Source organism: Stenotrophomonas sp. MYb57, assembly GCF_002966815.1.
In the GTDB taxonomy this organism is placed as follows: domain Bacteria; phylum Pseudomonadota; class Gammaproteobacteria; order Xanthomonadales; family Xanthomonadaceae; genus Stenotrophomonas; species Stenotrophomonas indicatrix.
Genome location: NZ_CP023271.1, coordinates 440,765 through 460,069, shown reverse-complemented (window position 1 = coordinate 460,069; position 19,305 = coordinate 440,765). Strand labels below are relative to the sequence as shown.

The following is a 19,305-nucleotide window of genomic DNA, read 5'->3' as shown; positions in this document are numbered from 1 at the left end:
CTTCGCACGCTCGCCCCGGCGTCAATCTGTCGTAATTGATCTGTCGTGTTGTTGCGCGTCGCCGCTCTCGACCTGCGAATGGCAAACACAATCGAATTCGTCAGAACCTTTGTCGCGCAAGACTTTCCTGCATCGGCGGCTATGCGACAATGCCGTAAGCGTCAGCACTTGCGGCCTTTCTGGCCTGCGGATTCTTGGCATTTCGCAGCTGCACGGGTACACCTTGGCGTGCCACCTAGCACCGGTGGCGCGGGCCTCGAAAACCCATTTGAATACCTAGTGCTTTACGCTTGTCAGCCGGCGTCACCTCTGCGTGGCGCCGGCTGGCAATCCGTTCGCGTTCAATGGCGGGCGGTGCGTGGGGGCCTTCGGGCCCGCCGGCTTAGGTATTCACCGGTTTTCGAGCCACGCACCGTCCGCCACCTCTATCGGTGGCGCTGCCGTTTGTACTGCACGGAGCACTGCCATGAACGCACCGAAATTACGCCCTTTGCACGCTACCCGCGACCCGGCCAAGGCCGAGCCCGAGCGCGAACCGACCGCAGACCCCAACGCCTTTGTTGCCACGCTGCACCGCGTTGGCAGCGGCGCCGCCGCCGACGGCCAGCCCTGGCCCGAGCGGCATCCGATGCCCGCACGCTGCATGGAATTGGCCGACGCCGATTGCGCGCTGGCCGGGCTGCGCGTGGTGCAGGAAGTGCTGCTGGCGGCCGAGCGCACTCGACAGAACGGCGCGCCCGAGGAGTACCTGGGGGATCGGGTGATGGAGGGCCTGATGATGGCGTGCGTGGCGCTGACCGCGCAGGTGGTGGGGCGGTTGCAGACTGACGGGTAGCGGTGGCGTTTCAGTCAGCCGTATGACGGCCTGCGTGGGGACGCGGGCCTTCAAACAGCCATTGATCGCAGGTGACGTTGCGCGCGACCGGCAAGCAGCCGCAGGGGCGCATTTGCTGTCGTCAGGGCTTGCAGGGAGGAGATCGGATGAGGACGTTGATGTTTGTTGTTGCGCTGGTAGGTGCGGGGCTGGGCGCGCTCTTTGGGGAGGGGCGCCCGCCGGGGGTTGGGCTTGTGTTCCAGGAATTTCCTGCGATGTCTGCTGCTGAGTTCGCTGATCTGCGGGCAGAGGCTGCATGCGTTGCGCGTGAGGCTGGGGGAGATGCCGCGATCAGCCTGGGCCACGACCGGGAAATGTTCTTTGAGTTGAGTGTTGGCGCCGAGCCGACGATTGTTGTGGACAACACGACTGGGCAGTTGTTGATCACTACCTTCAGTGGTGGTGTGAGAGGCCTTGATGGTCTGAGGTTGCTGCAGGATGCGTGGCGTAGCAAGTGTGATCCTGCGCAGGAGGTTTGGTGAGTGGCATTTGGTGCCGTCAAGGCGATGCCTCGTGGCCGACTGTCGAGGCGGAATCGAAACTAGTGACGCCTCGACTGTAATGACCCACCGGTTTCTGCTCAGGTCATGCGGTTAACGTAGCGGCATAAGCCGCGTCCGGGGTCATCATCTTCAGCGCCTGATGTGGGCGCTGTTGGTTGTAGAAGCCAATCCAGTCGCCAATGATCCGCAGGGCATCGACTTGGCTCTCAAAGCGGTGGCGATGCACGCATTGCTCCTTGAGTGTCCGGATGACGCGCTCCACCATTCCGTTCTGCTGCTGGCAGTGGGGTGTAATGAATTCCTGTTTCAGGCCGTAGCTCCGCACCAGCCGCGTGTAGTCACGGCTGGTGAAGACCTGTCAGTAGTTTCTCTAGGCGCGTGTCCTCAGCTTTCAGGCCCTTGAGCCGTTTGGCGCCGGGCACGCTCATGCCGCCGAACTTGCTGCGCACACGTAGTACGATGACTCGCTGCAGCCGTGCTGGCGGCACAGGTCTTTGATGGGCATGCCGGCCTCAGCTTCGCGCGGAAGCAAATGATCTGTTCTTCGGTGAAGCGCTCCTTCACGTCCAATCACCTTGTCATTGAGGATTGGACTCCAAACCGGCTCGCTACTCGATCTCGTGGGGACGTCGCATGGATCGCTGCACCAGCCACGGCATGTTGATAGCGATTATGCGGCCCCCTCACGCCCCCAGCTGGATACTCCAATCATCGCGATATGGGAGGTGAAGGGTGGCCGATACATTGACGAAAGTGCTGCGTAGCGAGCGCATGTCTCTAATCAAGGGGAGTGACACAAAGCCGGAATTGGCTGTGAGGCGAGACCTTCACAAGTTGGGATTCAGGTTCCGACTTCACGCGCGAACCTTGCCCGGCAAACCGGACATTGTGCTTCCGAAGTATCACGCAGTCATTTTCGTGCATGGGTGCTTTTGGCACGCACACCGCTGCCAACAAGGACGCGTTCCTCAGACGAATTCTGCGTTTTGGAAAGAGAAGTTCCTGAACAACAGAAGGCGGGATGTGCGTGTAGCCCGAGCACTCCGGAAAGATGGCTGGAGGGTTTTCAAGATCTGGGAGTGTCACCTGAGCACTCCCGCGCTTCGTGAGAAGTCAATCGCCAAGGTGGCGCGCCTACTGCGCGCCACTCAGCAATGACCCGTTATTTACCTAGGCATCGAGGCTGTACCTCGCAAATTGGACACGGATCTTTCCACTACCCGTCTTAATGAGGGCGTCTCCTTTGCCGACGAGCTGTTCCGCTCCGCCTTCGTCCAAGACAACTCGACTCTCGGCTAGCGTATTCACTCTTAGGGCGATCTTACCTGGCAGGTTGCCCTTAACCACGGTATTAACAACGGTCACAACTGGCTTCTGGGTCGAGACGATCAAGTGTATTCCCGCAGCCCTGGCCTTCTGGGAGATCCTCTTCAAATTCGACTCGACCTTCTTCCGCTCGTCGTCGTCATTCGTCAGATCCGCGTACTCGTCCAAGACTATGATCCACCGCGGCAGCATCTTCCCGGAGGCAGTGTACTCCGCAATGCTACGCACGTTTCCAGACGCCGACTTGAACAAGGCATATCGGCGCTCCATCTCCTGAACGCCCTCCTCCAGCAATGCAATTGCATCCTCGGCCATAGTGCCGATAGGGCCATCCGTATGCGGAAGGTCCTCCAATGAATTGAGCTCCGTACCCTTCGGATCGATCAATTTCAGCCTCAACTCCTCTGGCGAATAGAAGTGTGCAGCACCATGAAGGATGGTCAGGAGAGCCTCGGACTTACCACTTCCCGTTACACCAGCCATTAGCAGATGGGGGGAGTTTGAGCTGGAGAAGTCAATTTCAACGATCTCCCCCGAAGAGTCCTCGCCCACCGGAACGGCGAACCCCTTAGAGGGTCGTTGCCACCTATTCCACATTTCCTCGGCGTCCACGAAGTAACGTTCAGAGTCAGCCTTTGGTACTGTGATGACAACATTGCCATTGTGAGTGGAGCAACCAAGTTGCATGTCTGCAGCAAGGCGCATCCTCAACTTCAGGTTCTGGACCTGCGCCTCAATCTTGCTCACTGAGACTCCGTACGCCGGAACTACCGCATACTCAACGAAAGCAGGGCCCTCCTTGTAGGGCGACTCGGCTTTTGGCCGGTTAACCTTTACGTGAAACTCGGACAAGTAGGAAATCAGCTTGTCATATCGCTGCTCGAGGGTCTTCTGATCGATCTTATTGGACGGAGATGATTGCGGGGTTGCAGCCTCTACCTCGGGGACAAGCTCTTCCGGCGCGTGAACGGGGTCCGAGTTCAGAACCGGATCTGCTCCAGAGTCAACGTCCTGATTAACTTTCGATTGACCGAGACGCGCAGGTTTGCCCTCTGACATCTCTTTCACGTCAGTCTGAAGCTCACTTGGACTCGTTCCCTGGGAGCACAAGTCTTCAACTGAATGTGCCAGAGCAGCTACCACAACTTTATGGCACTCAGCGTCCCCGCCTTCCTCCCCCCAGAGCACTGCATCGTACGCGGCAGGGTCAATCCGAACTTCAATTCGCCGATCGCCTTCGTCACCGTACTCTCCGCCAAACTCATCCCAAGATGCGCTTTCGCCTTGTTCGGTCCTCGCCCAAGCCTGATACCAAATCAGAATTCCCATGCCAGTGGCGAATTTTGCCTTTCCTTCGGCTACAGAACGAAGGATGCCAACTGCGTGCTCGCTACTCTTGCTATTCAGCTGAAGGCCGGCGTCAAGCACGGCCAGAAGACGTTGCCCAAGAATGGACGCTTTGCTTCCTGCCGCCGAACTGATGTTTGAGCACAGCTCCACTAGCTGCTTGCTGTAGTCCCTCAGCTGTTCGGCATGCTCCCTTAGGCTTTCCTCGCCGGCTTTTGGAAACGCCGTCTCGACCTCGGACTTAACTAGGCCGTAGTGTTTTATTTCAATTGGAATAAGGTTGACGCACGAAAAGCCATCGTCGCTGCCAACCGCGCTTATTCCCAGCAAGTCAGCGCGCCGCCTACTGTCACCTCGCGCGTAGCCAACGGTATCCCGTAAGAACGGATCCACTGCGTCTACAGGCACGATCAGCCGCAGCTCGCCTGGAGGCGCTTCATCTACCCATCGCTGCAGCGATCTGAGGGCAAAGAAGAACCCTATGGCCCCGGTCGCCTGATGATGACCGATTGACAGCAAAGTATTGAGACCGATTGCTCGCCTCGCGAGAGTTGACACCAGAAGCCGAGCCCTTGAATCGATCTCCCCGTTCGTCGCCGCAGGGTTGAGACGCTTAAGCCGCTCTCGTATAGCTCCACTGAGCGCGGCTGGGACGTTAGCGAGAACGAAATAGGGCTGGACCCGCGCCTCTTCACCGCGGAATGCACCTACCGTGGTTGCTGGCCTCCAGTCCCATAGAACATAACTACCACCGACATGGCTGGACGCAGCAAGTGCGAGTGCCTGGGGGTCCACCCCAAAGTCTCCAGCGACTAGCCAATTGGGATTTGCCTTACCCACTGCGAAGTTCGCCATGACGTTGACCATGTAGGCCTCACCCATAGCTCCTTCGTAGCAGGTCAACAAGGTAGAGAGATCAGAGTCTGTTTCGTCACTGTGCTCAAGACTGTAGTCCAGTGTGGTGAATCGACCGGGGCTTCTTCTGATGGGCGTACGTCGCAACGGAAGGCTCGGCAACCAACCCTGCGAGCGGCCGCCTTTAACCAGCACCGCCTTTGCGGCGCCACCTTCAACAAACGTGATATGGCTTTCGCTGGTGTCGCCATCTGGGGCGGAGCGCCACGTGAGATTGAAGCCCGGCCTCGCTGAAAGGAGACCCTCGTCGAGCCTGCCGAGCGCCGGAATATCACCCAGTCGGTGCTTCGAGTCTCTAATCGTGACCCCCGCTACCCCTGCAAGCTCTGAGCTCGAAGCAGCGAGGTCCTTCAGCTTTACAATTAACCCTTCGTCCATTGCAGCGGATCTACGGGACTGTGTCGAGCTTGTTAGGGCAATCTGCAGTGTCTGCACTTCTGGAGAGACACGCAAAAAGTCGTCGACCGCAGACGAGATGGACGAAGGAGTCAGCGTCGACAGGCCCTCGGCCGGAAACCGCTCACCCTGCAACCAGTCAGGAATCACTGGAGACCCGTCCAGGATCGGAACGCTTACGTGCCAACCGATGTATAAATCCTTTGGTCGCGCGTCCACGGGAACGGGCAAGAACGGGGTCTCTTGATCGAAAACGTCCAGTGCCGCCACCAATGCAGGAAAATTCGTTCCGTCGAGTAGGGACAGCGTAGCCGCGGGCAAGGCGCCGTCAGCATATGCTTCTCTCAGACCCACCTGAACCTTCCACGCCCATGCAAGCCTAATGGGATGGAGTGGGCTGAGTAGTACCGCAGATGCGCTCTGAAGGCCGCTCTTCTCGGAGAACGCAACGGCACTGAATGGATTCCGTGCCCAGAACTGATCCGATGCAGAAAGTTCGGCTATGGATCGGAGAAGCACTGAGTAAGCGGCAAGAACAGCGTGCACACGCTTCTTGTCGAGAGCATCAAGCGGAATCCGAGAGACAGTGAGCTCGCCAGATCGCTCTCGCTGCTCGATTGTGGTAACTAGCTCGAACACGCCTAGATCTTGGTACGCGTTTCTGAGAGAGGCGTACGCCGGCAGGTTAAGGAGATCGCCACTCGGGGCACTTGGGTAAAGATCCAGCCTATCCTGTAGGCTAATTGCGGACTTACACCCTGGAATTGAACCGCCATACGCTTCCGCCTGCTTGGAGGTGGTCGCGGAGATGGCTCCCAGTGCATGCCAAGGCCCAAGCTCCGTGAGGATATGCTGCATCTCCAGCTCGAGCTGGCCCAAAACTGAGGGTTCAAGTAGCTTGTCCGTCGCGGGTCGCGCACCGCTCGCTGCTGCGGTAAAGGGCGATATCGGTCTACTACTGGTGGACGCAATGTCTAGCGCGAAGCAGATGTTGGAGTTCGCCTTGAGGTCCACGGAGGAGGTGAGGTCCTCAATAGCACTAGCGAACTGGCCATTAGTCCCACCCCACGCCAGACACTCCATCGGCTGGCCGTCCAGCGACCAGCCAGTTTGACTAAGCTCCAGATCGCTACCCCAGGCGGCGTACATCTCGTACCGAGACGGTTTATTAATCAACGCAACCGTCGACTCGTTTGCCCGGGCCTTACAAACCCAAGGTCCAAGCGCGCGGCTACGGCCTCGGCCAGCCGACTCTTCTCTAGCCCAAAAAAGACATTCGTCCGGGCGTACCTGGACCAAGATGAGCGGCTCTACTGCCCGCACGTACTCCGGACCTTTCACCGTGATCGCCAAGCTGTTTGGCTTTGCCTTGCTAGGGGTTAGCGTTAGATCGCCAACCAGAGTAATGGTTCCTGCAGTGACCTCATATTTCTTGACTTCAAGTGAGGCTCGGCAAGTACCCACGCCCGACACCTCAATTCGCGGAACCCCCTTCCCATCCCTAAGTGAATCAGGAATTTCTTTATCCTGCTCCAAGGGAACAACGAGCTCCACCCCAACATAGATGGACTGACGGGAGATTTCATCGTGGAAATCAGCGGCCGTCGCTACCAGCACCGGGGGAGACTGCGGAAACGGGCGTGGCAATGGGACCCCAGTTCGTTGGATGATGAGTTGAGCACGATCGTCGACCACCGGCGCACTGAACGCGGTCTGGTCGAGTGCGGCCCATCCTTCTGTCTTCAACTTCTGGTCGGCTCGCGAGGCTAGCGCGACTCTAGCTACTGCCGAATCACTATCGTACTGAGCGTGCTCAACCGTCGCTGCCCAGTCAATCCGGTCGAGCGGACTCGTCTCTTGGTCTTCCCCAAGCCCGGTTTGCAGCCGTGCAAGTTCTGCACTGATGCCATCAGCATCCACCCATCGGTCTTGCAAGATCTTGACGTAGTTCTTTGGCTTGATGCCCAGCGTCTTCTTGCGGCCAGGATTTGGCAGCCCGGCTGCGCCGTAGAGGAACGCGGCCGTATCCGACCCACGATTACGGGCATGGGCGATCACATTATCCACCCAGCTTTCGACGTGGATCCACCAATCCTTAGCAACGCTCGATTGACCGCCGCTAGTGATCTCGTAGACGTCAGCCAAGAACTTCAGGATCTCCTGCGTTACGGAATCTAGCTCCTCGACCTCGATCTCCAGTTCGGCGCAATGCTCTAGCAACACGGCTGCAATAGCGGCCGACAGATCAACAAGCGTGGCGACGCCTGCGCCGATCTCGCCGGACTGAGTAGACGGGAATCCAGCACTCAGTAGAAGAGGATAGACGCTACTGTAGGTGGCCATACCTCGATTCTTGCTGGCATACGTCACCGCAAGATGCTGCCCTTGCCGATACATCGCCAACTCGCGGAAGTCTACTCGAGGCTCAACTCCCACGAGATCGTCCACTTTCTCGTGCACGAGCATCGCGAAACTAGGCACCTGGTGGAAAGTCGAATTCGCGCCCTGCAGGACATCATTGATGAAGTCAGGCGGCAGATCATCGGGCAACTCAAGCATGAGTTGTCCGCCCATTTTTGCAGCGACAATCGCAATGGCCTTGCCGATCAATGGCATGTTACTTCCCCCCGATTCCAAGATTGATCTCGATTCCCTCGTCCCCGTCAGCGGCGCCCGCGCAGAGACCCGCGCGTTCGAGCTCTGACAGCAGGAAATCGATTCGCGGTTTCAAGCCTAGCGCGTCCAGTTGCCGCTGCACATCACCCAACCGAAGCTCACTACCTGGTGAACTCGACGACATTGCCGCCATGACAACGATCCACTCGGGTCCGGGCGATACGTGCGTGAAGTTGCGGTTGACTCGCCTGAGGAATGCATAGTGGTCGGGAACGTCAGATCCCGTACGTGCGATCAGCGAGTACCTCACTGTCTCTACAAGGTTGGTGGTGCCCGAGTCATCAAATACCTCCAGCCGCTCCTTCAGTTCATTCGAATGCTTGGTTCGCAGCAGGGTGATGACGTCAGCGAGCTGCTTGCAACCTGCCTTCTCGTCCTTCAGCACAGCCTCGATTGCCTTGCGACAGGTCGAACCATGAATCAGGCTCTGCCTCATGCTTGGCATGACGTCCATCTGGGCAATGCTGCCCTTTTGGTACGGGATTAAAGGCCGGCTTGGCAGCAAGGAGAGTCGCGCCACATTAGCGGCGTCGCGACTGCCATCTCGGACTCCACGGGCAAGCTCCGCGAAGAAGTTTGCCTCCCAGAGAAAGGCGAAGCCAAGCGCATTGCGCAGCACACACACCGCCCAGGCTGACCACTTCCGTGGCGACAGCGCGGTGTACCACTGCTCGGAACACAATCTGTCCCAGCTATTGCGGAACCAAGAGAAGGGCGTGCCAAGCTGCTGGTTCAAGACGTCAGCCGTCCACCAATCCGGCAAAGTCGTTGATTTGGCTCCTTCAGCCAAGACCGCCTTAGCCTGAGGCCACCCCTGGGGAAGATACTCCGACAGAGAAGTGCTCGCGAGAGCCTCCTCAATGCGACTGAGCACTGGATCACCGGCATAGTGAGACGCAACGTCGAACCAGCGCTCCGCGGCCGAACCGCTCCCTCCCCCCAACGCATACATCGTATTAAGCAGGTTAGCGAAATTCGGAGGATTTGCCGCACCGAGGCCGCCAATCGGGTCTTGAAGGAGCGCACCGCAAAGGCCAATCGCTGATGAGGTGTATCCAACCCCTTTATCTGACCTAACGCCTACCAGCGAGTCTGCTATGGCATCGACTACGAGCGAAGGAAGTCCACCGTCTTTCGTTCGTACGCCAGCGTTTAGCAACGCGGCGGTGAAGCTCGCTAGCTCATCGCCATCTTTAGGCTTTGTCTGTCGGATCTGTACGCCACGTTTCGCCTTGCTTTCCTTGCGAACATAAATGAGGCCAGCCTCCGGAGCGCTGGATGGACGTTCAACTACCGACCATGCCAAGGCTGAGAGTAGGATCTCGGGACTAGACGGGTATTGCGGCCGCTTCAGCTCGGGGAAGTAGATGCTGCTCATATCGCAAGCTCCTCATGCCTTCCATTCGCGACCACTGCCAGTGTTTGCTGCGCATGGTCAATTGCTGCGATGCTTGATGACCTACAGCGCTCAATTCGCGGCTCAATGTACGCCGTAGACTCCGTTTGCCCAGAGCGATCCTCGCTAAACGACTGCGCCTCGCGCAGAAGCGCGAAGTCGAGTGCGAGCTGTCCAATTACGCCCGCATTTTCCGAGGTATAGCACTCAATGAGTAGGCGCCCACCCATCGTACGAACCCTGAGGGATACAGCACTGATTGGCACGACCCCAACAAGCCGGGGGTGAACCTGATCCTTCAAGGATGAAATGGGCTCGGCACGGACAGAGAATGCTGGCATCAGCATGCTGTTCGCTGGTCCATCTGGGTGCTGCGGGAAGATCAATGAGCGTATCGATCGTTCCAGGTCGCTCGGCAAGGCAACCGGCTTGTTCGCACAGCTACGCTTGCACCTACGCCACTGCTTGATGATCTCCGCATTGCCGTAGGTACTCGTGCCGATGCCCACTAACCTTGCCACGTAAGCCCCGTACCAGGAGACCAGCCTGCGGCGCTCGATATCTCCGCAGCCCGGGGATTCCAAGAACTCCAAGAGCGTCTCCTCGAGGTAGGCGTCGAACGGAGACCATGCCAGCGAACCGGAGAGGAGGCCGAGAGCATCCCCACTAGGGAGATCGCCCATCGCGACACGCTGCATGGCAGCCTCCACCGACCGCGAGTCCGTAGATCTCCATACGGCGGGATCTACAAGAGCGAGTCCGGCGTGAATTGGAGTCGCGGGCGGGTACTCTGTCCCCATCGCCCCGACTATGGGCGATGGAGCTCGGAACAGAGCGCTGTGAGCCCTGAGTCGAGAGAGTCGGACGAGCGCTGCTAGCCGTATGCTCAGCTCCCCATTTCCGGCCGCCACCCCGAGCAGCTCATCTACATGATCAAGCAACTCTCCATGCACTGATCCGTAGTCAACCCGCGGGCCTAGCACGGAGAGGGCCGCCGCCCCCCATACGTCCCGGTAGCTATACAGTCGACCAGACGCGATCTCAGCGGACGACAGCAACTCCTGCCAAGCGTGAATACCCTCGCCTGTCTGCCATTGTTCAATGTTTGCACGAATAGGGCAGAGCTCTGGGCGATGACCGCGAACGGCGTCGAATCGACTAATCAGCTCACTAAAAAGTACCTGAGCGCGGGATGTCTCGGATCCATCGGGTGCGAAGAGCGAATGTGAGTCAACTGCCAGTGCGATTAAACGAATCCGCCTTCCGTCCAAATTGAATTCGATATTGTGGGCAGCGTGCCCACCGTCGGCTCCCGGGGAGCAAAGATCCTCTGCGCCAAGTGCTTCAAAATGGCCCTCCTGAGGATTGGCAAGCCAACGCAGGATTGAGAGGGAGAGCAGATCCGCACTGCCGGCCATCTGTTGCAATGCACGAATTTCGTCAGAGATTATCCCTCGATTTACGCAGCAGAAACTGCGTACCGGAGTGTCTTTGGAGGTACTCCACCACTTAGCCAAATCCTCCGCAAGCGCGGCATCTTGATTCCCGTAGTCTTTACTGGGGGCTATCGTGGCGTCATTCAAAAGATGGAACTCAGCGCCCTTGATTGAGCCTGAGTAGATCCGGTGCGCGAGGGGATCGGAAGGATGGCTCTTGAGACCCAGCTGGTCTCCCAGATACCTCGCCGCAAATGACTTACCATTGCCCGCGCCGCCGACAAGGAATATCACTTCAAACGCAGTGTCCGCAGCGCTGTTCGCGATAAATCTATCAATCGCCTCTTGCACCCCAGGGACCAGCGGAGCCCGGGGCCACCAAATGTCATCTTCGGTGCTCGGCCTGACGGCTACGTCCTCTCCGCCGAATGCGCGCCTTTGTAGGCGGTTGACCCCATCTCGAACTGACTCTTCATCCCCGCCTCGTTCGGCATCAACACTAAGAGTTCCCATAATTCCCTGTTCCTCAGTCCATAGAAGAGCGACGAATCATCGCAACCTAACCATCGCAGCGTAGAATTCCGGCCAGGTTGTTACCAATTGCGCGTGCAAGCGGCACTGGTACTGCGTTGCCAATCTGGGTGTACTTAGGCAGCTCGCGGAAGTGAATTCCTTCCAGCGGATTCCCTGCCCTTCGGATTCCCCCGGTGGTGCGCTTACCACGGAACTCATACCAGTCCGGGAAACCCTGCAAACGTGCCCACTCGCGCACGGTCAGAGTCCGCGGCTGCTTGAAATGCACGTAATCGTCGGGCAAAGACGTTGCAGTAATCATGGGTCCATTTCGCCCCCAAGTCGCCGGCAAAAGGCGCTGCGCGAACTTCTTAGTACCGATGTAGTGCTCTTGGTTGATCATCGCCTGGAACTTTGCCCGGACTTGCTCGCTGTGCTTGCTGTACTCGTGATCAGTGACTGGCTCGCCCACTCCCGACAGCTTACCCGCGAGATTTGTCCGCAACTGAATTTGGACATCAGTCAGTGCAGGCCTTGGATATACATCGGTTCGCCCACCATTGAAATGGGACGGATCTACTAGATCACCTAACAGATCGATCAGATCTGGGGCGCCACCGCTTGGCCGGGGAAGAAATCCAAGGCCGACCGCAGTGTCGTCGATGAAGTCGACCTCATTGGTGCGCGTAGCGGCACCGCCGATATCCTCTCGAATGCCGACCAGCATGATTCTGGGCCGATTCTGGGCGACCCCATAGTCCTTTGCATGCACCAGCTGAGATGCAAGCCTGTAGTTTCCGATCCTCGCAAAGGACCTTTTCACCGCGTGCCAGATTTCGCCATTCTCACCGTCGGGCGTCCAACGGCTTGTAAGCAGACCGCGCACGTTCTCGAAGACGAAAGCCTTTGGCTGCAAATGGCGAACAATGCTCGCCATGTCTTTGAATAGATGGTTTGAGGGCACATCGTGCTTGTCCACCGCGTACGATCGCCGATGTCCAATTCCCGAGAAGCCCTGACAGGGAGGGCCTCCCACGACAAGGTCAATTTCGCCGTGGGAGATACCGAACGCTGAATGGAAGCGACCCTCGAGCTCGTCCAGATAGGACTTCTTTGTCATCTTCCGCGCATCGGAGGAGCTGAACGGATTCAACCAGCGGGATTCGTCCATCTCATGACGAAAGTGCTCGTAACGCTGGCGCCGATTCACCAGGTACGTACTACGTGCGTCGTCGTTGAGCTCGTTCACAAAGATCGGAGTAAAGCCAGCCTCCTCCAACCCTAGGCCGAAGCCGCCACAACCTGCGAACAGATCTACTACGCTCAAGAATTTCTTTTGCAAGGTCGTCCCCAATCGTCCCGCCAAGGGGCAACCTTGGCGCAACCTAATTACTTTCCTAGAAGGCCTCGCCAGCTCGCCCCGCGGCATGTCATGGGCCTCTAATGGAGAGCCTCGTGCCGCTGCGACCTAAGCTGCTCCTTTAGGTGCACAAACTTGTACTGCCCCGCCCCACCCCACACGAGGCTAGCTAGATGCAGTCACCGACATTTTGACAGGCCCCAGGCCTAAGAGCTAGCCGCCGCCCGCGGACCGCTGTTTTCCCCAATTCTGCCGCAAGCTGAGCGCGGCGCACCACGACCTCACCCAAGACGGCTCAGCTCCTGTAGGCATACAGACTGGAACGCGGATCGATAACGCACGAGATTCCGTGCTTCCTCGTTGCTTTATGCACTCCCTGCTTAGGAGCAAAAAAGCTTGGCACCTCTACAAGTCGCACTTGATTGCATTTCGCACTGGAGTGCCGTGGACGGTTTGCGCCCCTAACGGCCTTCAGACGTTACATCACTTCAAGCGAGATTCTGCCAACGGCTACCCGCGCCCTATGCGATCCCCGCCCAGCGAGCTTCTCGAGCAACTGGATTGCCGCAATCTTCCGACCCTTTTGCTTGTACGAACCAACCCTTACCACGAGGTCTACGACCTTTGGCCGATCCCCAACTGCGAAATGGTCGGAGAGCCTAGCCGCATTCAGTTTATCAATTCTACAGATACTGATCGTGCACCGCCCCTTTTCCGTTCGATGCAGCACGCGATTGAACTCGTCCAACCTCAGATGAAGACCCCACTCGTCGAACTGGGGATGAACAATTGCGTACGCCTCCGACGACATAGGAACCACGGCAAGTTCGGCCGCAACAATCCCGGTCGCCAATGCTGCCTTCTTAGATTTTGCCCCGTTGCAAGGTCCACAGGCGACGGCCAGGTTCAGCAAGCAGACCATGAAGTCCGCCCTATCGTTCCTGGATATTACGTGATCCAGCTGGTATGCAAGCTTGTTATTAGGCAACTCAATGCCGCAGTAGCAACAGCGCCGTGCTTGCCCGTAGTAGAAATGATCCTTGAGGCTCGCCTTTAATGCTTGCAGGTCCGCCTCCAAGTGCGCTGGAGGCGCCTCCCAGTGGACCCGATCAGTAAGTCCGCAGACTAATGCAAAGTATTTGGCAGTACTAAGCCCAATGTCCATTCCGCTCGGCGGCCGAACTAGTCCATTGTTCATTGCTTCATCAACCTTATCGCTTCATTGATTAGGCTTTGATCTTCGTAATTTCCGCTGTATGTTTTTGAAAGCACCTTGAGACGATCGATAGCATCCGTTGCCGCCGCCGGACGTTCTTCGGCTTCTGAAATAGCACGCATGATCTCATCCGCCAGGAACAAGCTAGATGGAACGGGCGACTCAAAAACATCGACCAATATCTTCTCAACGGAGCCAAATTGATGGTCAGCCGACTCACCATGCCTGCCACTACCAAGCTTGGTTACCCTGCACCCATAGCTTGAGAACCCTTGAGCGATTAGCGGAGAGTGGGTCGCGATCACTACATGACAATCTTTAACAATACTCATCAGTTGAGCCATGTGCTTTGCGTAGTCTATCTGCCACTTGGGGTGAAGACTAAGTTCCGGCTCATCTATGAGAACCACAGCATTGTTCCTCAGTGTTCCGGCGAGGCCCAACAGAGAGCAAAGAAGCTGCTGCTCACCAGAGCTCGCCGATGCAACACTCAGAGCCTCGCCGCTCCCCCTAAATACCGCCGCTTTTGACACCCTCACAAGTTTCAAGCGCCGGAGTACGGCTAGGGATTGGAACCTCGCAAATGTCAGCGAGGAGCTGGCTACATCTCTGCCGAACTGGACTGTAAAGGTACCCTTACGAACCGTTTCACCAAGTGTATCGACGGACGTTTGGATAACGTTCGCGAGTTCCCCCCAATCATCGCCAGCACATTGGCGCTTTAGTTCACGCAGGGGCGCAAACGCATCGGTAGACTCCAACAACCATCTGGTTTGTTGAGGATCCCTCTTTAGTGCTTCAAGGAACTGCTGCGCCTTTGGGAGGAAATTGAAGGCGAGCTCGCATTTTTCGAGAAACCCAGCAGCCTTCAAGAAGGTAAAGAAGTGCTCAGCCCTCTCATCACTCTGACTTACGCCTATTATTGCTCGCTCGAGGACATCGATCGTCACCCTCCTCGGTCTGAACGCCTTGTCAGCCGTAACTCCAAGCGGAATATAGAATGACAGATCGTCAGCCCCGTCGCGATATGAGCTCACCACACTCATCCCCCTTTCCCCTTTACTCGAGAATCTGGAAAAAGGACTGTATGTTTGGCAGATCAGCCTCGCGACCGTTCCGTCAATCTGACCGGTAGAGAAGTCATCATTTTTGATGCGTGCCGCTATAGATGTAAGCAGGTGGGTTTTACCTGCTCCATTGGGACCTGTGACTAGCGTAACCCGATTGTCGCCTAGGTAGTCCCCGTACAAATCAAGCTGGCAACCCCTCACCTCCGCCGTTCTGATTGAAACCATCTTCTCCTCCTTTGAGAATGACAGTTATGGATTCATCAATACTGAGGTGCCAAGCAGCGAATTCTCATTCCACCGCACAGCATATATTCTGGAAGTGCGGGACCTTAGACACAGAAAAGGGAAGCCGAGGCTCCCCTTTTCTGCATTCAACCGCAACTCTTCATCAAACCCCGACAGGATTAGCCTTCTCAGGATCAATCTTGTACTGCTTGATCGCCCGGGCCACATCCTTCGCGGTCATCTTCCCGTCCTTCGCCAGCGCCGCAATCGCGGCATGCGCGATGTAGTACCGGTCAACCTCGAAGAACCGACGCAGGTTCGCACGCGTATCCGAACGGCCGAAACCATCGGTACCCAGCACGGTGTACGACATTGGCACGAACGCGCGGATCTGGTCCGCATACGCACGCACGTAGTCGGTGGCAGCAATCGCCGGGCCCTGGCGGCCTTCCAGCAGCTCGGTCACGTAGGCCTTGCGCTGCTCACCTTCCGGATGCAGGCGGTTGGCACGCTCCACGTCGAAACCATCGCGACGCAGTTCGTTGAAGCTCGGGCAGCTCCAGATGTCGGCGGTCACGCCGAAGTCCTTGTCCAGCAGCTCGGCCGCGGCAATGGCTTCGCGCAGGATGGTGCCCGAACCCAGCAGCTGCACGCGCAGCTCGCCCTTCTTCGGCTTGCCGGCGTCGGTCAGCAGGTACATGCCCTTGACGATGCCTTCGGCCGCGCCTTCCGGCATTTCCGGGTGGGTGTAGTTCTCGTTCATCAGGGTGACGTAGTAGTACTCGTCAATCTGATCTTCCATCATGGCCTTGGTGCCGTGCTGCAGGATCACCGTCACTTCGAAGCCGAAGGTCGGGTCGTAGCTACGCACGTTCGGAATGCCACCGGCCACCAGATGGCTGAAGCCATCTTCGTGCTGCAGGCCTTCACCGTTCAGCGTGGTGCGGCCGGCGGTGCCACCCAGCAGGAAGCCGCGGGTACGCATGTCCGCTGCCTGCCAGGCGATGTCGCCCACGCGCTGGAAGCCGAACATCGAGTAGTAGATGTAGAACGGCAGCATCGGCACGTTGCTGACCGAGTAGCTGGTACCGGCGGCCATCCACGAGCTGATCGCACCCGGCTCGCTGATGCCCTGCTGCAGCACCTGGCCGCTCTGGTCTTCGCGGTAGAACATCAGCTGGTCGGCGTCCACCGGCTTGTACTTCTGGCCGAACGGCGCGTAGATGCCGATCTGGCGGAACAGGCCTTCCATGCCGAAGGTACGGGCTTCGTCGGCCACGATCGGCACGATGTGCGGGCCCAGTTCCTTGTCGCGCAGGGTGATGTTCAGGCTCTGCACGAAGGCCATGGTGGTGGAGTAGCTGCGCTCGCCGCTGCTCTTGAGCAGGCGCTCGTAGCTTTCCAGCTTCGGTGCGTTGAAGCTCTTTTCGGCCTTGCGGCGGCGCTGCGGCAGGTAACCACCCAGCGATGCACGGCGTTCCTGCAGGTACTGCACTTCCGGCGAATCCGGGCCCGGGTGGTAGAACGGCACCTGGCCGTCGGCCAGCTGCGCGTCGGTCACCGGAATGTTGAAGCGGTCGCGGAAGTGGCGCACCGCTTCGTCGTCCAGCTTCTTGGTCTGGTGGGTCGGGTTCAGTGCCTCACCGGCGCTGCCCATGCCGTAACCCTTCACGGTCTTGGCCAGGATGACGGTCGGCATGCCCTTGGTGTTCACGGCCTGGTGATAGGCGGCGTACACCTTGTGCGGGTCGTGGCCGCCACGGTTCAGGCGCCAGATGTCGTCGTCGGAAAGACCGGCCACCATCGCAGCGGTTTCCGGGTACTTGCCGAAGAAATGCTCGCGGGTGTACGCGCCGCCGAAGGCCTTGCAGTTCTGGTATTCGCCGTCGACGGTTTCCATCATCAGCTTCTTCAGGACGCCATTGGTGTCCTTGGCCAGCAGGGCATCCCAGTAACCGCCCCACAGCAGCTTGATGACATTCCAGCCGCCGCCACGGAACACGCCTTCCAGTTCCTGGATGATCTTGCCGTTGCCGCGCACCGGGCCGTCCAGGCGCTGCAGGTTGCAGTTCACCACGAAGATCAGGTTGTCCAGGCCTTCACGGCCGGCCAGCGCGATGGCACCCAGGGTTTCCGGCTCGTCGCTCTCGCCATCGCCGATGAAGCACCACACCTTGCGGTCGGACTTCTCGATCAGGCCACGGTTTTCCAGGTAGCGCATGAACTGCGCCTGGTAGATGGCGGCCAGCGGGCCCAGGCCCATCGACACGGTCGGGGTCTGCCAGTATTCCGGCATCAGCCACGGGTGCGGGTACGACGACAGGCCGCCGCCGTCCACTTCCATGCGGAACTTGTCCAGCTGCTCTTCGCTGATGCGGCCTTCCAGGAAGGAACGCGCGTAGATGCCCGGGGCGCTGTGGCCCTGGATGAACAGCAGGTCGCCCGGGTGGCTTTCGCTGGGGGCGCGCCAGAAGTGGTTGAAGCCCACGTCGTACAGCGTTGCGCCGGAGGCGAACGAGGCGATGTGGCCGCCCAGGTCACCCGGCTTGCGGTTGGCGCGCACCACGGTGGCCATCGCGTTCCAGCGGATGATCGAACGGATGCGCCATTCCAGTTCGGCGTTGCCTGGGCTCTTGGCCTCCAGCTGCGGCTCGATGGTGTTGACGTATTCGGTAGTGGGAGAGAACGGCAGATAGGCACCCGAACGACGGGTCAGTTCCACCATGCCTTCCAGCAGCTGATGCGCGCGCTCGGGGCCCTCGACATCAATAACGGCCTTCAACGACTCGATCCATTCCTGGGTTTCCACAGGATTCGGGTCGTTGTTCAGCACCTCGTTCAACCAGTTCATTAGCGCTCCCATTACCGCACGCACGCGCGCGACTGTTGATAGATTTCTAGACCGCAAAGTGTAGCGCACCAAGGGCTTTCGTCACTTGGCTACGCTGGCGTATGGATGCAGGCCACCCATGTCTGCAAGGCCTGTCCCGGGACGTCCACCCGCGGGACAACGCGCTGCAACAGGCCGCTGTGGCTGCCTGCAAGGGCTGCGCCAGCTGTCGCTTGCGGCCTGCTGCGCCCATGCGCAGGACGCAGTGTTACCGCCATGGATGACCGTTGTGGGGCAAGGCGGGCGCCATGTCGGCGTTGTCTGACGGGGCGCCGCTGAACCCGCGACAACGTGTCGCGCGCGCCTCTCGACGCGGACGAGGCAGCTGCGCACGGTTGGCCGCGAGCAGGCCCCTTCCCGCGGTTCGCCGCTCGTCTGCTGCGCCCCTGCCCGGGGCGGAAACCCGCAGCGCCGTTGCGTGGCCCGATACGGATGTCAGGCCGCGCAACGGTGGCTTGCGCCGCGCGCATCTTTCCCCTGCATCCCTTGCGCCACCTGGCTGCGTGGCCCGATCCGGCAAGCGTTGTGGCCGGAATCCCGCTTGCCGCGCTTGGCCTATCGATATATCGTTTGCAATACACGTTACCGATATATCGAAATGGGCCGATCCCCCTCACCCCGCAGCCGCACCGACGATGCCGCGGTACCCCGCCGCAACGGCCAGCCACGCGTGCTCAGCCGCGGTGACCTGCGCCTGTTGGTGCTGGCGCTGATCGGCGAGCAGCCGCGCCACGGCTACGAGCTGATGCAGCACATCAGCACCATGTTCATGCAGGCCTACACCCCCAGCGCCGGCACCATGTACCCGCTGTTGGCCAGCTTCGAGCAGGCCGGCTGGGTGGCGTCGGAAGAGGTGGACGGCCGTCGTGTGTTCCGCATCACCACCGCCGGCGAGTTCGAGCTGAAGGTGCAGCGCAGCCAGGTGCGATTGGCACAACGGCGCGCATTCGACCGCGCCCGCGAGATCACCAAGGCCTCGCTGCCGGCGCCGCTGGCCGCCGCGCTGCGCGAGTTCAAGCGGGCGCTGGTGCACCACCACGGGCGCTGGGCCGACGGCGAAGCCGAGCAGGTGGCGGCCCTGCTGTCGCGTGCCTCGGCGCTGATCAACGGCCAGGGCGACAACGCGCCTGCTCCCTTTTCAACGACCCAGCCAGACTGATTC

The 19,305-nt window shown here is 58.9% G+C and carries 12 protein-coding genes and 1 pseudogene; 4 read left to right on the top strand and 9 right to left on the bottom strand.

Annotated elements, in window-relative coordinates; genetic code table 11:
- Nucleotides 1-466: 466 nt before the first annotated feature.
- On the top strand, nucleotides 467-835 hold the full coding sequence (locus tag CLM74_RS02070) for a hypothetical protein (protein ID WP_105163327.1): 369 nt from the start codon (nucleotides 467-469) through the stop codon (nucleotides 833-835).
- A gap of 158 nt (nucleotides 836-993) precedes the next feature.
- Nucleotides 994-1,356 (top strand): hypothetical protein, encoded by a 363-nt coding sequence (locus tag CLM74_RS02065; RefSeq protein WP_234003409.1) that lies wholly within the window; start codon nucleotides 994-996, stop codon nucleotides 1,354-1,356.
- 103 nt (nucleotides 1,357-1,459) lie between these two features.
- Here CLM74_RS02065 and CLM74_RS21620 read toward each other — a convergent pair whose 3' ends face one another.
- Entirely contained in the window at nucleotides 1,460-1,642 is a 183-nt protein-coding gene (locus CLM74_RS21620) for an integrase core domain-containing protein (protein WP_059036081.1), read from the bottom strand.
- A 94-nt stretch (nucleotides 1,643-1,736) separates the two neighbouring features.
- Nucleotides 1,737-1,941 (bottom strand): annotated as a pseudogene (locus CLM74_RS21615) (transposase); the annotation flags it as partial.
- Nucleotides 1,942-2,148: 207 nt separating this feature from the next.
- Here CLM74_RS21615 and CLM74_RS02055 point away from each other — a divergent pair.
- The gene (locus CLM74_RS02055; RefSeq protein WP_325051199.1) at nucleotides 2,149-2,535 is read left to right on the top strand and encodes a very short patch repair endonuclease; all 387 of its coding nucleotides are present in this window, start codon (nucleotides 2,149-2,151) and stop codon (nucleotides 2,533-2,535) included.
- A 12-nt stretch (nucleotides 2,536-2,547) separates the two neighbouring features.
- Here the strand turns inward: CLM74_RS02055 and CLM74_RS02050 are convergent, their stop codons facing one another.
- The 7 genes from CLM74_RS02050 to aceE all read right to left on the bottom strand — a co-directional run bounded on the left by CLM74_RS02050 (nucleotide 2,548) and on the right by aceE (nucleotide 18,104).
- Nucleotides 2,548-7,977 carry a DNA translocase FtsK gene (locus tag CLM74_RS02050; RefSeq protein WP_105163324.1) on the bottom strand — a complete coding sequence of 1,810 codons (5,430 nt, stop codon included), beginning with the start codon at nucleotides 7,975-7,977 and terminating at the stop codon, nucleotides 2,548-2,550.
- A 1-nt stretch (nucleotide 7,978) separates the two neighbouring features.
- A complete protein-coding gene (locus CLM74_RS02045; RefSeq protein WP_158684091.1) occupies nucleotides 7,979-9,415 on the bottom strand; it encodes a hypothetical protein in 1,437 nt (478 codons plus the stop codon).
- On the bottom strand, nucleotides 9,412-10,131 hold the full coding sequence (locus CLM74_RS02040) for a hypothetical protein (RefSeq protein WP_105163322.1): 720 nt from the start codon (nucleotides 10,129-10,131) through the stop codon (nucleotides 9,412-9,414). The genes CLM74_RS02045 and CLM74_RS02040 overlap by 4 nt, the downstream gene beginning before the upstream one ends.
- A gap of 1,297 nt (nucleotides 10,132-11,428) precedes the next feature.
- Nucleotides 11,429-12,724: a DNA (cytosine-5-)-methyltransferase gene (gene dcm / locus CLM74_RS02035; RefSeq protein ID WP_105164918.1), complete on the bottom strand. Its 1,296-nt coding sequence runs from the start codon at nucleotides 12,722-12,724 to the stop codon at nucleotides 11,429-11,431.
- A 496-nt stretch (nucleotides 12,725-13,220) separates the two neighbouring features.
- Complete coding sequence (locus CLM74_RS02030; protein WP_158684090.1) at nucleotides 13,221-13,940, bottom strand: hypothetical protein; 720 nt, start codon at nucleotides 13,938-13,940, stop codon at nucleotides 13,221-13,223.
- Nucleotides 13,937-15,253 carry an ATP-binding protein gene (locus tag CLM74_RS02025; RefSeq protein ID WP_105163320.1) on the bottom strand — a complete coding sequence of 439 codons (1,317 nt, stop codon included), beginning with the start codon at nucleotides 15,251-15,253 and terminating at the stop codon, nucleotides 13,937-13,939. Before CLM74_RS02025 ends, CLM74_RS02030 begins: the two co-directional genes overlap by 4 nt.
- A gap of 163 nt (nucleotides 15,254-15,416) precedes the next feature.
- Nucleotides 15,417-18,104 (bottom strand): pyruvate dehydrogenase (acetyl-transferring), homodimeric type, encoded by a 2,688-nt coding sequence (aceE, locus tag CLM74_RS02020; protein WP_025878207.1) that lies wholly within the window; start codon nucleotides 18,102-18,104, stop codon nucleotides 15,417-15,419.
- A 637-nt stretch (nucleotides 18,105-18,741) separates the two neighbouring features.
- Between aceE and CLM74_RS02015 the strand changes: the two genes are divergently transcribed.
- Nucleotides 18,742-19,302 carry a PadR family transcriptional regulator gene (locus CLM74_RS02015; RefSeq protein WP_025878208.1) on the top strand — a complete coding sequence of 187 codons (561 nt, stop codon included), beginning with the start codon at nucleotides 18,742-18,744 and terminating at the stop codon, nucleotides 19,300-19,302.
- The last annotated feature ends 3 nt before the right edge of the window (nucleotides 19,303-19,305 follow it).

Bases quoted from the DNA above. Each gene is read 5' to 3' on its own strand.
- CLM74_RS02015 (WP_025878208.1), top strand. From the start codon at position 18,742: ATGGGCCGATCCCCCTCACCCCGCAGCCGCACCGACGATGCCGCGGTA.
- CLM74_RS02070 (WP_105163327.1), top strand. From the start codon at position 467: ATGAACGCACCGAAATTACGCCCTTTGCACGCTACCCGCGACCCGGCC.
- aceE (WP_025878207.1), bottom strand. From the start codon at position 18,104: ATGAACTGGTTGAACGAGGTGCTGAACAACGACCCGAATCCTGTGGAA.
- CLM74_RS02040 (WP_105163322.1), bottom strand. From the start codon at position 10,131: ATGCAGCGTGTCGCGATGGGCGATCTCCCTAGTGGGGATGCTCTCGGC.
- CLM74_RS02050 (WP_105163324.1), bottom strand. From the start codon at position 7,977: ATGCCATTGATCGGCAAGGCCATTGCGATTGTCGCTGCAAAAATGGGC.
- CLM74_RS02030 (WP_158684090.1), bottom strand. From the start codon at position 13,940: ATGAACAATGGACTAGTTCGGCCGCCGAGCGGAATGGACATTGGGCTT.
- CLM74_RS21620 (WP_059036081.1), bottom strand. From the start codon at position 1,642: ATGGTGGAGCGCGTCATCCGGACACTCAAGGAGCAATGCGTGCATCGC.
- CLM74_RS02055 (WP_325051199.1), top strand. From the start codon at position 2,149: ATGTCTCTAATCAAGGGGAGTGACACAAAGCCGGAATTGGCTGTGAGG.
- CLM74_RS02065 (WP_234003409.1), top strand. From the start codon at position 994: ATGTTTGTTGTTGCGCTGGTAGGTGCGGGGCTGGGCGCGCTCTTTGGG.
- CLM74_RS02045 (WP_158684091.1), bottom strand. From the start codon at position 9,415: ATGAGCAGCATCTACTTCCCCGAGCTGAAGCGGCCGCAATACCCGTCT.
- CLM74_RS02025 (WP_105163320.1), bottom strand. From the start codon at position 15,253: ATGGTTTCAATCAGAACGGCGGAGGTGAGGGGTTGCCAGCTTGATTTG.